General features: G+C 38.5%; 11 protein-coding genes and 1 riboswitch. Of the genes, 3 read left to right on the top strand and 8 right to left on the bottom strand.

The window, feature by feature from the left end:
• Positions 1–328: 328 nt before the first annotated feature.
• The 5 genes from ybaK to R2R35_RS01135 all read right to left on the bottom strand — a co-directional run bounded on the left by ybaK (position 329) and on the right by R2R35_RS01135 (position 5,380).
• Positions 329–811 (bottom strand): Cys-tRNA(Pro) deacylase, encoded by a 483-nt coding sequence (gene ybaK, locus R2R35_RS01115; RefSeq protein ID WP_317732661.1) that lies wholly within the window; start codon positions 809–811, stop codon positions 329–331.
• Positions 789–1,979, bottom strand: coding sequence for a ribonuclease E/G (locus R2R35_RS01120; protein WP_317732662.1), 1,191 nt, complete (start codon positions 1,977–1,979; stop codon positions 789–791). The genes ybaK and R2R35_RS01120 overlap by 23 nt, the downstream gene beginning before the upstream one ends.
• A 1-nt stretch (position 1,980) precedes the next feature.
• Positions 1,981–2,733 carry a TIGR03936 family radical SAM-associated protein gene (locus R2R35_RS01125; protein WP_317732663.1) on the bottom strand — a complete coding sequence of 251 codons (753 nt, stop codon included), beginning with the start codon at positions 2,731–2,733 and terminating at the stop codon, positions 1,981–1,983.
• Positions 2,730–4,613 (bottom strand): TIGR03960 family B12-binding radical SAM protein, encoded by a 1,884-nt coding sequence (locus tag R2R35_RS01130; RefSeq protein WP_317732664.1) that lies wholly within the window; start codon positions 4,611–4,613, stop codon positions 2,730–2,732. Before R2R35_RS01130 ends, R2R35_RS01125 begins: the two co-directional genes overlap by 4 nt.
• A gap of 377 nt (positions 4,614–4,990) precedes the next feature.
• Positions 4,991–5,380 (bottom strand): hypothetical protein, encoded by a 390-nt coding sequence (locus tag R2R35_RS01135; protein WP_317732665.1) that lies wholly within the window; start codon positions 5,378–5,380, stop codon positions 4,991–4,993.
• Positions 5,381–5,697: 317 nt separating this feature from the next.
• Positions 5,698–5,796: riboswitch (THF riboswitch) on the top strand.
• Between the two features lie 68 nt (positions 5,797–5,864).
• Between R2R35_RS01135 and R2R35_RS01140 the strand changes: the two genes are divergently transcribed.
• The gene (locus R2R35_RS01140; RefSeq protein WP_317732666.1) at positions 5,865–6,419 is read left to right on the top strand and encodes a folate family ECF transporter S component; all 555 of its coding nucleotides are present in this window, start codon (positions 5,865–5,867) and stop codon (positions 6,417–6,419) included.
• A gap of 69 nt (positions 6,420–6,488) precedes the next feature.
• On the opposite strand, the gene R2R35_RS01145 is transcribed toward R2R35_RS01140, so the two are convergent.
• Complete coding sequence (locus R2R35_RS01145; RefSeq protein WP_317732667.1) at positions 6,489–8,300, bottom strand: family 43 glycosylhydrolase; 1,812 nt, start codon at positions 8,298–8,300, stop codon at positions 6,489–6,491.
• 449 nt (positions 8,301–8,749) lie between these two features.
• On the opposite strand from R2R35_RS01145, the gene tyrS reads away from it, so the two are divergent.
• Together tyrS and R2R35_RS01155 are read left to right on the top strand one after the other, a co-directional pair.
• Positions 8,750–9,985 (top strand): tyrosine--tRNA ligase, encoded by a 1,236-nt coding sequence (gene tyrS / locus R2R35_RS01150; RefSeq protein WP_317732668.1) that lies wholly within the window; start codon positions 8,750–8,752, stop codon positions 9,983–9,985.
• Between the two features lie 27 nt (positions 9,986–10,012).
• Complete coding sequence (locus R2R35_RS01155) at positions 10,013–11,002, top strand: hypothetical protein (protein WP_317732669.1); 990 nt, start codon at positions 10,013–10,015, stop codon at positions 11,000–11,002.
• Positions 11,003–11,209: 207 nt separating this feature from the next.
• Here R2R35_RS01155 and R2R35_RS01160 read toward each other — a convergent pair whose 3' ends face one another.
• Positions 11,210–14,413: a DEAD/DEAH box helicase gene (locus R2R35_RS01160; RefSeq protein WP_317732670.1), complete on the bottom strand. Its 3,204-nt coding sequence runs from the start codon at positions 14,411–14,413 to the stop codon at positions 11,210–11,212.
• A gap of 120 nt (positions 14,414–14,533) precedes the next feature.
• Positions 14,534–14,878, bottom strand: a complete 345-nt coding sequence (locus R2R35_RS01165) for a hypothetical protein (RefSeq protein ID WP_317732671.1) — start codon at positions 14,876–14,878, stop codon at positions 14,534–14,536.
• Positions 14,879–14,926 lie beyond the last annotated feature (48 nt).

Consider the following 14,926-nt stretch of genomic DNA (forward strand, 5'->3'; position numbering starts at 1 on the left):
AATTCATGATAGCAAACCGGACATTTAAAGTGTTCATGACGATAGAAATAACGTAAACGGAATATCATATAAATAATGCAAAGAATCACTAAAGTAAAAGCTATATATATTATTATTATACCTGGATACTTCATATGCACCTTTCCTGATAAACAAATAAATTAATTTAGGTTCTTAACCATTTACAGGCGTAAAAATGCACTCACTTATAGAAGCATTATTACACCTGTAAAAAAGAGAAAAATAAATTTATCTTAGCGATTATAACATTTAGCATAAGTTAAAATAAAATGATATCTGATTCTCCAGATAACGGTTCCTATTGGCATTAGTCTGTCAGATCTGCAAAAATCCCCTGTATAAACTCCATTAAGACAAAGGGTTCTACAACCATCTGGCATCCTCTTACTCCCGCACTGACAATTACAGCATCGAATAACTGTGCGGTTTCATCCATAAAGGTCGGGTATTTCTTCTTCATTCCAACTGGTGAACAACCGCCTCTTATATAACCGGTCAATCCCAGAAGATCCTTTTGAGGTACCAGCTCTATCTTCTTCTCCCCTGTTACAAGAGCAGCTTTTTTCAAATTTAGTTCCTCTTTTACCGGGATGCAGAACACATATACCTCTGCTTTTCCTTTTGCCACCAGAGTCTTAAAGACCTGCTCCGGAGGAACACCCAGCTGCGCAGCAACATGTTCACCGGATAGATTATTTTCATCAGGTTCATATTCATAGGTCTCATATGGAATACCCGCTTGTTCTAACAATCTTACTGCATTTGTTTTATTCTTCCCTGATTTGTTCATAAAGAGGTTTGCGCACCTTCTTTCTTGTCACTTCCACCAGATTAAGCGCTGTCATATCCACTAACACAGTCTTTACCGGATCTTTCTTCAGATATTCAGCAAAAGTATGCATTAAATTACTTTTAGCACTTTTATCCTCCATATCAATAAAGTCCACAATGATAATTCCTGAAAGATTACGAAGTCTGATTTGTTTTGCAATTTCCTCCGCTGCTTCCAGGTTTAATTTCAAAAAGGTATCCTGTACTTGCCTTTTACCATAAATCGCTTTCCCTGTATTCACATCTATGACAGTTAAAGCTTCTGTAGGCTCAATGATAATCGTACCTCCGGATTTTAACCATACCTTTTTCCTGAGGGCATTTTCAAGCCCGGAATCTATACTGTATAGTTTCTTTAATGATAATAAGGGATCCTCATAAAATTTAAGTTTTGAGCTGTCTTCTTTCTGATAATGCTGCAAATAACCGGAGATCTCTTCATATAGATACTTGTCATCGGTAATAATCTCTGTCAGCGTTTCCGATAATCCGTCCCGTATATCACAAAGATAACCTGGTAAGGTCTTATGGATCAGGGTAAGAGGTGTTTTGTACCTGGCATGTTCTAAGGTCCCGGCATATAGCTTTATAAGTGTCTGAGCTTCCAGTCTTAAGACTTCATCGTCAATGTTTACGGCATTTGTTCTTATAATAAAGCCGTAATCCTCGTGCCTGAACTCTTCCATAAGAGCCTTTAGGCGTTTTCTTTCATTTTCATCAACAATCTTACCGGAAATTCCAATAAGATTGTTGCCGTGGGTCAGTACCAGATATTTTCCAGAAAAGTTCAGGTTTGTTATTGCCACCGGTGCTTTTGTTTTCACATCTGCCTTGGATATTTGAACCAGAACTTCATCATCAACCACCAGCTTATTGTTTTTCTTAGGATTGATAAAAACAGGATTTTTAAGCTCCGCCAATGAAAGATAACACATTTTACCCTTTTCGTACTCTACAAAAGCAGCTGCGATATTCGCAACAATGTTCTTCACCTTACCAATATAGATGTTCCCGAGAATATTATCTTCCTTTATGCTAAAGGCATTAACCTGAATCATCTCTTTTTCATCATATAAACTAGAAAGAATTCTTTCCTCGTCTTTGGTAATCAACAGTTTATGCTTCATTTTACACCTCTGATAAAGGAAGGAAGGATTTATCTTCTAAAGTACTTTCCTGGTACAATTCATATCGATGAATCTGGAAAGCATATTCATTGAATTCTATTCCGGCAAAAGCAGAAAAGGCCTCAAAAATCAGTTCCGGTTTAAGGTTGTTGACGCTGCCGGAGGATAGTTTTAAATAAACCTTGACACCATTCTCATACCTTTCCGCCAGATCATTTGTATCAGATTGGCTGGCAAAGAATTCCTGGGGCGTATAACTGTAGGAATAAATAAAAGGTCTTATGTCTGTTTCAATTTCACTTTTCTTTGTTTTTTTGAGTATTACGATTTCTTCATTTGCCATGAACTCGGTAAACTTCTGCCTGAATTCTTCCACTGACAGGTAATCATAACCATCCTTTAAGGAGACCAGATAATCAGCCGCTGCAACACTTGCCATTGCATTTTTAAAACCTTCCGGCAGCATAACCATATCTGTTACTTTAATAAATTCGTTCATGGCTGCATTTAATTTATCCAATACCACGGATTTCTCCTCAAGGGTATTAAAGGATATGTCCACGTACTCAGACTGGCTGGTCAGTCCTACTCCAAGGGGAGAAGCAAAGGACATGATCTGATGGGGATTAAACCCCTGCGAGTATTCAACATCTAGTTCCGCTCTTCTTACTGCTTTTTGAAAAAATCGCATAATATCCAGGTGACCAATAAACTTTACGGGACCTGTCTTTATAAATTTCATACGTACCATCATTTTGCACTTACCTCCTGCTCTCTTGTTTCAAAGCAGATACCGCCGCCAAAAACGGTAGCTCCGCAAGCAGAACAAGCCATTTTACAGTTGGGAGTAAGCTTTGCCTCTTTTGCCTGTTTGTACTCTCTGGCAAGGAACGCCTTGGTAATACCGGCATCAATAAAATCCCAGGGCAGTATTTCATCTATTTCTCTTTCTCTGCAGGTATAGAAGTCAATATCGATTCCGGTATCAGCGAAGGCTTTTTCCCATTTGTCATTGTCATAGAATTCTGACCAGGAATCAAAGAGACAGCCTTCTTTATATGCTGCCAGTAATGCCTGTCCGACTCTTCTGTCACCTCTGGCGAATACACCTTCCAATACGCTTAATTCTGCTTCGTGCCAATTGTATTTGATACTTTTCTTGTTTAATTGTTCATTGAACTTGGAACGCAGGAAATGCTGTTTGCTTAAGTATTCCTTTGCAGTGTCCATTCTTGACCACTGAAAGGGAGTAAAGGGTTTTGGTACAAAGAAAGAAGTACTGGCAGTAATTCCAATCTTACCATTTCTCTGCTCCTTTGGAAGGGTGTAATATTCTCTTGCGATCTTATCGGAAAGAATAGCAATTCCTTCAATATCCTCTTCATTCTCCGTGGGCAGACCAAGCATAAAATACAATTTCACTCTGTTCCAGCCACCTTTAAAGGCTTCCATGGCACCGTTTAATATGGTTTCTTCTGTAAGTCCCTTATTGATAACATCTCTCAGTCTCTGTGAGCCAGCTTCCGGGGCAAAGGTCAAAGAGCTTTTCTTAACGTCCTGTACTTTGCTCATGACATCCAGCGCAAAAGCATCAATACGGAGGGAGGGTAAAGAAATGTTCACTTTTTGCTTGCCACATTCTTCGATGAGGAAATACACCAGTTCCTGTAAGCCTGAAAAGTCACTGGAGCTTAAGGAGCTTAAGGAAATTTCTTCATGGCCGGTAGCTTTGAGCATTTCCGTGGCATACTCTTTTAAGAAATCCATACTGCGTTCTCTTACCGGACGATACACCATACCAGCCTGGCAGAAACGGCAGCCTCTGATACAGCCTCTTTGAATTTCCAGTACCACTCTGTCCTGGGTAGCTCTGATATAGGGAACCAGGGGTTTCTTGGGATAATAGGTGTTCTCAAGTTTCATTTCGACCTGCTTTTTGATCTTATCTTTTGCATGGTCATTATTTTTATTAAACCTTTCAATGGTTCCGTCTTCTTTGTAAGTTACATCATACAAAGAGGGTACATAGATTCCTTCAATCTGAGCAACCTTCTCCAGATACTCCTTACGGCTTCCGCCCTGCTGTTTATGCTCCTTGTAAAGGTCTAAGAGCTGGTCATAAACAGTCTCACCCTCACCGATATAAAAGAAATCAAAGAAATCTGCAAGAGGTTCGGGATTATAGGTACAGGGACCACCGCCTAATACAAAAGGATCCTCTTCCGTTCGGTCTTTTGCCAGTAATGGTATACCGGACAGATCCAGAATCTGCAAAACATTGGTATAACACATTTCATATTGGAGCGTTATACCCAGGAAATCAAATTTCTTAATCGGCTCCTGTGATTCCAATGCAAACAGAGGAATCTTCTTCTCTCTCATGATCTTGTCCAGATCAGGCCAGGGTGAGTATACCCTCTCGCAATAAGTATCTTCCCTGCGGTTAAACATATCATATAGAATCTGTATACCGAGGTGAGACATTCCGATTTCATAAACATCGGGAAAACACATACAGAATCTGATATCAACTGCATTTGTATCTTTTACGACCATATTCGTTTCATTGCCGATGTATCTGGCAGGCTTGTCTATGGTCATTAGAATTTCATCTGATAAAGCCAGTTTTTTCATTTTTTTCTCCATTCCTTTACATGCATTTTGTGCCTCCGAATTTGTGCCGGGATTTCGCAGTCCACAAATCAGCGGTTGAATTTGTAAGTAATCAACCTTACACCTACTGCATATCGCTGGTATACCAGCAACACTGCCATAAATAATAAGAGCGAAAGAACTTAAACGCGGCAGCCTCTCAATCATAAATTTTCATTCACTCTTTTCTTAGAAAAACACATTGGTTTACATAATATAATTATGTGAATCAATGTGCCGTATATAGCTTACAAACCATTATAGACTATGGCTTATAAAAATACAATCTATTTTAACGCTGATAAAAAGGAAAGACAGCTTCAACTACCTCCAGCTGTCTTTCCTTTTACACAAGTAATTTATTGCTTTAATTTATCCAGGAAAGTGACAAAGAAATTCTGTGCCTCTTCCACACCGACATTATCAGAAACCAGTTCTTCGATTTGTTTAACATTTACTTCTTTGATACTAAGATTAAACTGATCCATAAGAATTACGGTCAGAAACAATAAACATGCGCATATCAGACGAACCAGGAAGAGTTTCATATTAACAGTCTGTCCGGGCCTGTCGGTTGGTATGTCAGCTCCAGCCGGATAGAATTCTTCCCGCATCAGTTTTTCTTTGTTCTTATATGCCGTATGTACTTTTCCATTTAAGTTCCCGGACTGATTTCTTGAGCAACTTTCTCTTGCTAATTTTATGTACTCCGCTCTGTTAGGAATCATAAATTCTTCCTGTTTATCCATATCCTCATCCTCTCTCATAAGAATGCCATACCACTTTTTAGGGCTAGTACAGCGTTTTCTGTCCAGTTATCAGGCAGCCGCTGTTAGAGTTGATTCAGCCTAGAACATTGTATTCCTACTATTGGTTATATTAGAACCAGAAATATCTATTTTATTAAATTTAATTAATTCTATTTTGTTTCAGGTTTTGTATAATAAAAGTTTCTAATCATTATTTTACCTAGAACTTCTATCGGTAAACCTGGAATTTTTAGAATTTTATCTATTGCCTGTAACAGGGTTTTCTGATATAGTATTTTCAAGTCAAAAACGAATATAGCAGAGTAGGATTTCGTGCGTTAAGTGTCATCGGAACGGGGAGTTGTCCGGTGGACGAAAAGGTAAAACTTGCGGTACGAAATTCGCATCCCGCTGCTACATGACAGGTTCTGCCTTCTCAATGTAGCATAAGTTTTTGCAACAATTAGGAAAAGGAGGTAGTACTATGTTCATTTTTAAGACATTGAAAGAATCTTCACAGGAACTCAAGAAGCTGAATACTCTGATAACCTGCTCTTTACTGCTGGCTATTTGTGTTGTTCTAGGACTTTTAGGAACCGTTATGTTAGGCCAGTTTATACGTATCAGCTTCAATTATTTGCCCATAGCCTTAGGCAGTATGTTATTTGGTCCTGTTGCGGGAAGCATCTTAGGTGCATTAAGTGATATACTTAATTACATTCTGGCACCAAAGGGCCCTTTTTATCCCGGTTTTACCATTAATGCTGTTATTACCGGATTGATTTATGGTTTTGGTTTCTACCGTAAAAGGATCACAATTAAAAGGATTGCATTAATCAAAGCAATACTGGTAATTTTCGTTGATATTCTGTTAAGTACTTATTGGCTGTCGGACCTTTACGGTCAGGCATTTCTTGTGCTCTTACCCATGAGAGCGTTAAAGAGTATCATCATGCTCCCCATAGATGTTGCCATGCTTTATTTTGTTCTTACAAGATTACCTGCATTATTAAAGATTAACCGAAAAGAAAGCTTATAACATTTAATACGAAAAGACCGCGAAATCCATATACTGGCTGACGCGGTCTTTCTTGTATGATAGAATATTTTATTTTGTAACTTTTACCGGTTTCATAAAGCCCTCTTCATTGAACTCCAGTCTGTCAAGGCAGGTCTCTCTATTATATCCCTCTTCACCCACATGCTGTCCAAGTGGTGTGCAGAATCTGTGATATGCTATAAGGTATTCATCTTTGTCCGGTTCTTTAAAGATGATATGATGACCGGTTCCCAAGATACCTTTATCGGGTTCCTTTGTGAGAATTGGATATTTATATTCAATTGGCCCATAAATGCTCGTGGACACACCATAATTTACATGATAGTTTTCACTTCCTGTATCATCACAGGACCAGGTGAAATGATAAATTCCGTTTCTCTTAACTGCCATAATGGCTTCCCTGAAATCGTATGCACCTTCCAGTTTCTTTATGGTTCCAGGTACCAGGCTTATCATATCTTCGTTGAGTTGTACGATGACAGCATCGCCATTTCCTAAAAGAAGGTAAGCACTGCCGTCCTCCTCTGTAAAAATAGAAGGATCGATGGTCTGACCAATTGCTATATTTTCCGTCGCCAATACTTCTGGTGTAATCAAAGGCTCTGGCTGTGCAGTAAAGGGTCCTGCTGGATGACTTGCAACAGCAACGCCGATACAGGATACATTATCCGTTCTTTTGGCGCAGAAATAATAATAGTATTTCCCGTTTTTTTCTGCTATGGCTGGTGCCCAGGCACTTCCAATAGCCCAGGGAACCTGCTCTGAGGCAACGTCTACAATTACACCCTCATCCCTCCAGTTAATCTTATCAATGGATGAAAAAACATTGAATTTCGTTCCTGACCACCCGGTAAAGCCATCACTGGTAGGATAAAGATAATAGGTATCACAAACTTTAAGCATGTCCGGATCAGCGTATAATCCCTCCAATACCGGGTTGGCATAGTCATAAGTCCTTAAAAGCTGTTCATATTCTTCTGCTGTCAGATTCAAAATGGAACCATGCCTTTTCTTATTAGCACCCATATGATATTCTTCTGCTTTTAGAGTTCTGAACTCTCCCTTTGAAAAGTCCTTGGTAAATAAAGGCATATAACCACCATCGGTAGCAAACTGATCAACCATCAGACACCATTCGTCCGAGCCGTTAATCGGAAAAGCCGCAGGACCTTCCACACCAAAGATATTATCAAGAGCTTCTGAAGCAACGGGTGTAAAAGGGCCATTGATTAAATCCGGACACTTATCCATGGTTATGTTCTTGGTAGTCTCATCTTTTGATATACGGTAATAATATTCCTTGTCTTTGATAATTGTGGTATCGATTACATGATTGTCTTTTTCAATGTATTTCACTGCTTTTGTAAAGACTTTGAAATCTTTTGTAAAGGAACAGTATATTCTTTGTTTTGCCTTCTCTTCTCCCGCTTCTTTTACCATGGAAGCCCAGAATACAAGATATTCTCCGGTCTTATCATTGTAAATTGCTTCCGGTGCCCATACACAGCCGGCTTCCGGTAATCCTACTTCCACCATACGCGGCTCGGCCCAGTTAACAAGGTCTTCTGATTCCCATATCACGATGTTTCTGCTGCCGGAATACTGGGCAACATCCCAGCCCTTACCGTTTGCTATTCTAAGATCTGTTGCGATAATATAGTATTTGTCTCCCGTTGCAGAACGAATTATAAAAGGATCTCTTACACCTTTTTCACCTGCTTTTGAAGATAGTACCGGTCTGTTCCTATTCAAATCTTTCCAGTGCAAACCGTCTTCACTGATAGAAAAATATATCTGTTCCCCATTTTCATGCTCTCCTGTAAAATGAACGAACAGGTAGCCTTTGTATGCCTTTTCCATTTTAACCTCTATTCTTGCGCACGCTCTTTGCGAAACCAAGTTTGTGGTGCGCAAGCACAAACTTGCGGTTGAAAAATTTATTTTTCAACCTATCCTCCATTCGCGCCTTCGCGCACAGATTTGCTTTTTCAACTCATCACCCTATCACAATAGTTGGATGCATAATTGGTATGTTTTCATTGGAATGCTATTATGTCTAAATTACTTTACATATAAATAAACTATAACAAATTAAACGGTAATGTCAATACATAATCTGTTATAGATAGATTTTAGTTTATCCTATTTCCATTGTCTTATAATTCTGAAATCTCCTGCTTCGAAAGGCCTGCAAGAGCACTATTTTATGGCAATTTATGAATTTATCTCAATAGAAGCCTTGAAACAATTGAAAAACTCCTTCTTTTCATATATAATGTTTCTAACTACTTAAAGGAGGAATATATAAAATGTCAGAGAATGTTTATGATATTTTATTGGAGCGTGGGTTTATCGAACAAACTACCCACGAACAGGAAATAAGAGAATTATTAGGGAAGGAAAAAGTAACCTTTTATATAGGCTTTGATGCAACGGCAGACAGTTTAACAGCAGGACACTTTTTAACCGTAATGGCTATGATGCATATGCAGCGTGCCGGTCACAAACCAATTGCCTTATTAGGCGGCGGCACTACAATGATCGGTGATCCTTCCGGTAAATCCGATATGCGCTCCATCATGACCAAAGAAACCATTCAGCATAATGCGGATTGTTTCTACAAACAGCTATCACAATTTATCGATTTCGATAACGACAATGCAATCCTTGCAAATAATGCGGACTGGCTGTTAAATCTTAACTATGTAGAATTCTTAAGAGAGGTCGGTGTACATTTCTCCGTCAATAAGATGCTTACAGCAGAATGCTACAAGCAGAGAATGGAGAAAGGTCTTACTTTCTTTGAATTCAACTACATGATTATGCAGTCTTATGACTTCTTAAAGCTTAATCAGATGTATAACTGTACACTACAGCTTGGCGGTAATGACCAATGGTCCAATATCTTAGGCGGTGTGGATTTGATTCGAAGAAAAGAGCAAAAGCCTGCTTTCGGTCTTACCTTTAAACTCTTAACCACCAGTGAAGGTATCAAAATGGGTAAAACCATGAAAGGTGCTGTTTGGTTAGACCCCGCTAAGACTTCTCCTTATGAATTCTATCAGTACTGGAGAAACATTGAGGATGTAAAGGTAGAGGAATGCTTAGGACTGCTTACTTTCCTTCCTATGGATGAAGTAAGACGACTTGGTGCTCTTAAGGATGCAGAAATCAATCATGCGAAAGATGTTCTGGCTTATGAAATCACGAAATTGGTTCATGGTGAAGAAGAAGCTGTCAAAGCCAGAGAAGCCTCTAAGGCATTATTTGGCGGCGGATTAAAATCTGATGATATTCCTACGACCTTTTATAAAGAAGACCAGTTTGCCCAGGGTATTGATTTAATCACACTTATGGTAGATGGTAAATTAGCCTCCTCCCGTTCTGATGCTAGAAGAAATATTCAGCAGGGTGGCGTAACGGTTAATGATGAAAAAGTAACTGAGTTTGACAGAGTATTTACTGCGAATGACCTTGATTCCGATGGAATGCTGCTTATCAGAAAAGGTAAAAAAGCTTACCATGCATTTAAAATAGAAGCATAAAAATCTTTCCCTTAGGAGGTAACGTCTATGCCCTGGTGTCCTGAATGCAAATCAGAATATATTGACGGCTTCACTACCTGCAATACCTGTGGTGTGCCACTTGTTGACAGCCTTGAGGAGACAGAAGAAACCATAGAATTCCTGGATACGAAAAAGGAATCCTTTGCAAAGAAATTTATTCAGTTTCTGGAATACTCCAACATTACAAATGTTTCTTATCAACACAAAGAGGAAGAGGATTCCTATGCTATAATGATTCGAAAAAAGGATCAGAAACAGGTTAAGAAATTATATGATGCTTTTTATGCCGTTGAAGCGGAAAAAACACTAAAAGCCGCTGCAATGAAAGATGTCAGGGAAACCTCTGATAATGAGAATTCTTCCGAAAGCAAGGATGCGGAAACTGATTACGATGTTATTACCGGTGATGAGTCAGAGGAAGCATACGACGACTTAGAAGCCTCAGAGGAAGAGATTCCGGAGGAACTCTTTGCACAGGAGGAAGTTCAGGGAATTTTTGAAAGTGCAAGACCTGCCGTTGCAGAATCTGCTACTTATATTAAAAAAGAAGAACAGTACAGAGATTTAAGCTCTTCTGCTGTTACTTTTCTGGTAGTATCTGTACTTGGTCTGGTTGGCGTTGTATTAAATGCTCTGGGTGTAATTACAATAATCTCCGGTCTGCTGTCTTACCTGGTTATGAGTGCCGTGTTCATTGCGTTCTTTATTATCGGTATAACCACCTATAGTAAGAGCAAAAAGGTAGAGAAAGAAATCAGCGATGAAAATAAGCTGACAGATGCAATTATAGACTGGTTAGATTCCACTCTCACAGAAGAAATGGTTAATGGTTTTGCTAACGATTCTGCTGCTGCAGAAGTTCAATTTCTTCAGAAGCTTGAGAAAATGAAAGCTCTGGTTGTGACACAATTCGGTGAAATGGACGATAAGTATCTGGACAGATTAACGGAAGAATACTATAACGATCATTTTGATGAAGAAGTAAATGAAGAATAGGAAATTGGTCATTAATAGGTTAAAATTTATTATTCATATTAACTCTTATGAATTAGAGGGTATAACAAGCATCTGAAACTTGTTATACCCTCTTAACATTATTTCTCGACTTAAATTAGAATCATCTGTTATATTATAGAAATGGTTATTATTAAAATTAATATAATTGATTGATCATTCGATGGATGATTGTTATTAATTGTATTATTAACTGAAAATATCCTCCAGTTCTTCTTTCGTAAGAGAGTTGATAAATACCTCCTGAGACTGTATTACAGAATCAGATAGATTTTTCTTCTTAAGCTGAAGCTTGTAGATCTTCTCTTCTATCGTCCCTTTGGTTATCAGTTTAATTACATGTACCGAATTCATCTGGCCGATTCGATAGGCTCTGTCCGTCGCTTGATCTTCCACCGCGGGATTCCACCAGGGATCATAATGAATTACAGTATCCGCACCAGTTAAATTAAGCCCGGTACCACCAGCCTTTAAGGATATCAGGAACACTTCTCCTTCCCCTTGATTAAAGCGTTTGACAAATTCATTTCGTTCCTTAACTTTTGTTGAACCTTCCAAATAAAAGCTTTTGATATTGCTTTTCTCAAGTTCATTCTCTATGAGCGATAACATGGAGGTAAACTGTGAAAATACCAGGATTCGGTGGCCGTTGGCCAGACAATCCGTGATAATTTCCATCAGCAGCTCCAGTTTACCGCTACCTCCGGAATAATTCTCAATAAAGGTACCAGGGTGACAGCAGATCTGGCGCAGCCTGGTAAGAGCCGCCAGGATTTTGAGCTTGCTCTTTTGCAGACCTTTCTCCTGTATTTCCAGATTAATCTCATTCTTGGCATTCTCAACATATGCCATATAGATCTTTTTCTGCTCCTCCAGCATATCCGTAAGCATTTTCGTCTCTACCTTATCCGGTAGTTCAAGAAGTACATCCTTTTTCATACGTCTTAAAATAAAGGGAAGGATTCTTTTATTCAGATCCTCTAATACACCCTCTTCTTCCCGCATAATCGGCTTCTCATATTGATTCACAAATCTTGCGTGATGAAACAGATAATCGGGCATGATGAAATCAAAGATTGACCATAACTCTGACAAGGAATTCTCTATGGGAGTACCTGTTAAAGCAAAACGATGTTCCGCTTCCAGTAGTTTTACTGATTTTGCATTGAGAGAATCAGCATTTTTAATATACTGAGCCTCATCAATAAATACAGTATGAAAACAGTGTTTTTGATAAAAATTAATGTCCCTGCGGATTAAAGGATAAGAGGTTATAAGAACATCTGTCTCTTCATTATTCTCTATCATTTCCTGTCTTTCCTTCGGATTACCGGTTACGACAGTAGTACGAAGCATCGGTGCAAAATTCTCAATTTCATCCTGCCAGTTATAGGTTAATGAGGAAGGGCATACTATAAGGAATTTCTTTTCAGGTTCGATTTCCTTAATGGCAGCAATAAACACAATGGTCTGTAATGTTTTACCAAGGCCCATATCATCAGCTAAGATACCGCCAAGCTGATTGTTTGAAAGAGTTCTAAGCCATTTATAACCAATGACCTGATAACTCCTAAGCTCCGCTTGTATCCCCTTTGGTATTTCGTACTCAATGCTGTTGGGATTGATAATAGCTTCTACCAGACGATTAAAGCTATCCGATTTCACTACCTGATATTTACTGGTACTAAGAACATTATTCAGGTAGATTGCAGAACTTTTTGGAATATTGACAGTTTCTCCGTTCATATCACCAGCAACACCAAGGTTATTCAGGATTTCCCAGATGCCAGAGATATTTTCATCCTCAAGATTGATAAAGCTTCCGTCTTTTAAACGGTAATATTTCTTCTTTAAACGGAAGGAGCGGAACATGTCCTTTAATTCTTCACCGGGAATTTCCTCGTAATTGAGATCCATCTCCAGCAGATTCAGACCATTACTTACTCTTAAGCCGGCTTTCATGTTACCCGGAGTCTTTATACCAATCTTTTTGAAAGTTTCGGAATAATATAATTCACAAAACTCCGCCAGTTCCTTTATGGAACTGGTTAAAAACTGATAGATTTCATCATCATTTCTCATAACAAAACCATGCTGCTTCGGTTGAAAGCCAAGCTTTTCCAGAAATTCTATGCAGTTCTCCTCTTTGGCAGGCTGTCTTACGATTATAAAATTATCAATAGGTGCATTGTCAAAAGCATTAAATTCGTAAGTACCATAACGAAATTTAAGCTCTGCATGGACATTGTTCTTATTCCTGTCCAAATAGACGACAGGTTCTAAATCCGCTACGATAAAACGGTCTTTAATTTCTTTTGGAACGTTTAATTTCAAGGTCTCAGTAATTCGCGGCAAAACAGACTCTAAGAATTTATTCTTATTCTGTCCCTTAAACAGTAGGGGTTCCTTGTTTATACCCAGGTTGTTGTAAAAGGGCAGATAGTTGTTTAAAAAACGTTTACTGGGTTTGTACAAACAATCCTTAAAAAAAAGTAATTCTCCTGACTGCATTACAGGTATAACACCACTGCCTTCCGCATAATCCATAACAATTCCGTCCTCTATCAGGGACAAATCATAATTCAGCACTGGATTGTCCTGGGTAAATGCTACATCCTCGTAAGTCTTTCCATACAGGTCCAGCGTAAAATCCATCCCCTCCATAAGATTTAAAAGCCGGAGCAGCATGTTTTTCGTCAGCATAACATTAGTTTTTGAAAACAGCCTGGAGTAGAACAGCTTGTCTATTCCTTCCTGTATCTCATAGATTTCCATTATATAATCCAGTATTTTCTGTGACTGTTTGTCAAATTTGCTTTCACCGGGTAAGAACTTAAATTCCTTACCAATAACGATTGCTTCTTTGTTGTACATATCAGACAGAAATTTCTTTACTGTCTGTACTTTGTAATAATGATGATTTCCCACTCGAAGGGATAACATGGCGGCATTCATATCATTTCGTATAATATTTGGAATTGATATAGTCGGCTTGATATGAAAGGTCTCACCTTTCGTTATCGCATCTTCCTGATTATTAAAATAACCAAGTATCTGGTATACTAATTTTTCTTCCGGATTTTCCGGTTCCTCCATTAAGGAACGTTCCACATAATTGAGCACGAAAAACAGGGCAGCGACCACATGGCGGCAAGCCCCGTTATCTTTTATGTGTTCCGGACAATTACATTTATTATCAAAGGACCCGTCCTCGAAAACCTGGATTACAACCTGATATTCAAAGGTGTCCTTAACAGCAATACGATATTGTTTTTTATGGGCTGACCAGGTCGCATTCACAATGCAGTTTTGTTTATAGTCCTGCAAGCCTCTTGCATATACTGTTTCGCTGGCAGCCAAATTTCTGATTCCCATTCTGGATAACCGTATCATTTCAGACTCCTTCTTCTGTCCATTCTTAGCATCCCTATATTATAACACATAACAAAATACTTTGTTAAGTATTATCCGCTGAAATTCAAAGAAAAAACAAAAAAAAGAGCTTTATTTCCACTAAAAGGATTCTGTACAGTATTCTGGTATGGTATTCTTCGTTGTACTGTTCTCCAGGACATGTTGTCTATCCTTAAACATCATAATAATTCCCTTCGCCAGGCAGACAAATAAACCAACAAAAGGAATAAGCATAAGTACTACTTTTTCACTTCCGATAAATACATAATACAATTCCCATACAAAAAATAACAGCGACAAAACAGCATATAGAAAGCCGATTTTTAAGGTATGATATTTACAGGCTTTATGAGCCATAATTTGCCTTTTCATATTTTCTTCTGTCTGTCTGCCCTGGTATACATACAAATCAGGATGTTTAAAAAAGTTTTTTTGCTTTTTCACACGTATTCCCCCTTTTGCTTTCCTATGTATTAGACGAAGCAAGAGGCG

The sequence above is a fragment of the Anaerocolumna sp. AGMB13020 genome, from assembly GCF_033100115.1.
Lineage (GTDB): Bacteria > Bacillota > Clostridia > Lachnospirales > Lachnospiraceae > Anaerocolumna.